We start from the raw sequence: 1,046 nt of genomic DNA on the forward strand, positions 1-1,046 counted from the left end.
AGAGTGATTTGCGGCGCTCGGCGTGTACCGGGCGCAGAGCCAGTTCGCGGCAAGTCAAAATCGCCGCTTTGTTCATTCACCAACTGATGCGCTGATCGACCTCAAAGTCCGGTGCCGGTTGCGCCGCTAGGTCCCAGTCTGCTGGCTCGGTTTGCGCCCCGTCATCCATCTGCGCATCACTACAGTCATCCCACAGCGGTGGCCCGCGCGCCGGGGAGATGCGGGGTGGCTCTGAATCTGCCCCGATGTGGTCCAGGATGTGCCGGATGTCAGCGCTGTGCGTAATGAACGCGATGATGCGCATCTGCCCGCCACACAGCGGACACAAGAGGGGGAACACCTCGTAGATGCGGGCGATCAGCACCGCCCACAGGTAGTGCGCTGCACGCTTGGGCAGCACCGGCTCGCTCTGGGATGGCAGCGCGCTGCTCATCGGTACCACACCAGGCGCGCACTCCCCCGTGCTGATCGACGCGCCCAGCACGGGAGCGGCTTGCGCCGGTGTCGCCAGCGCCGTCACCGCAGCCCTGAGCGGCGAGTTGGGTGCCAACACGCCAAAATAGCGGTGCCGGTGGGTGCGTGGCGGGGGAACCAGCGCGGCAATGCGGTCGATCAGCTCCAGCGGTGTGAGGTGCAGCTCATAAAGGCCGATATGAACCAGCCGGGGCGGGCGCAAGCCTGAGCAGCCATTCCCTGCACCGGAGTGTTTCGTGCCGCGCCTCGCCGCGACCGTGTCGCAGCTGCAGGATGCCGTGGCGCACGCAACGTCGCCGGCAGCGCATCTGCCCACGGCTCGCTATGCGCCTCACCGTCCCGAGCGCACGCTGCTGTACGCGTTGGTAGAGGCGCACTACCCGGACTTCATTGTACGGATCGAAGCGGAGGGCCGCTCGCTGCCCGGATATGTCCGCGAGGAGTTCGAGACCTACCTGCGCTGCGGCGTGCTCGAGCACGGCTTTCTGCGCGTGGTCTGCGAGCACTGTCGTGCCGAGAGGCTGGTGGCGTATTCCTGCAAGAAGCGCGGGCTGTGCCCGAGCTGCGGCGCG

General features: G+C 66.7%; 1 protein-coding gene and 1 pseudogene. One reads left to right on the top strand and one right to left on the bottom strand.

All coding sequences use genetic code 11. From position 1 onward, the window contains the following. Positions 1 to 76: 76 nt before the first annotated feature. Positions 77 to 640: pseudogene (locus AAE045_RS23205) on the bottom strand (transposase); the annotation flags it as partial. A gap of 70 nt (positions 641 to 710) precedes the next feature. On the opposite strand from AAE045_RS23205, the gene AAE045_RS23210 reads away from it, so the two are divergent. Beyond that, a partial coding sequence (locus tag AAE045_RS23210) for a transposase zinc-binding domain-containing protein (RefSeq protein ID WP_455549682.1) occupies positions 711 to 1,046 on the top strand: 336 nt, incomplete at its 3' end.

It is taken from the genome of Dryocola clanedunensis (assembly GCF_038405435.1).
Classification (GTDB): Bacteria; Pseudomonadota; Gammaproteobacteria; order Enterobacterales; family Enterobacteriaceae; genus Dryocola; species Dryocola clanedunensis_A.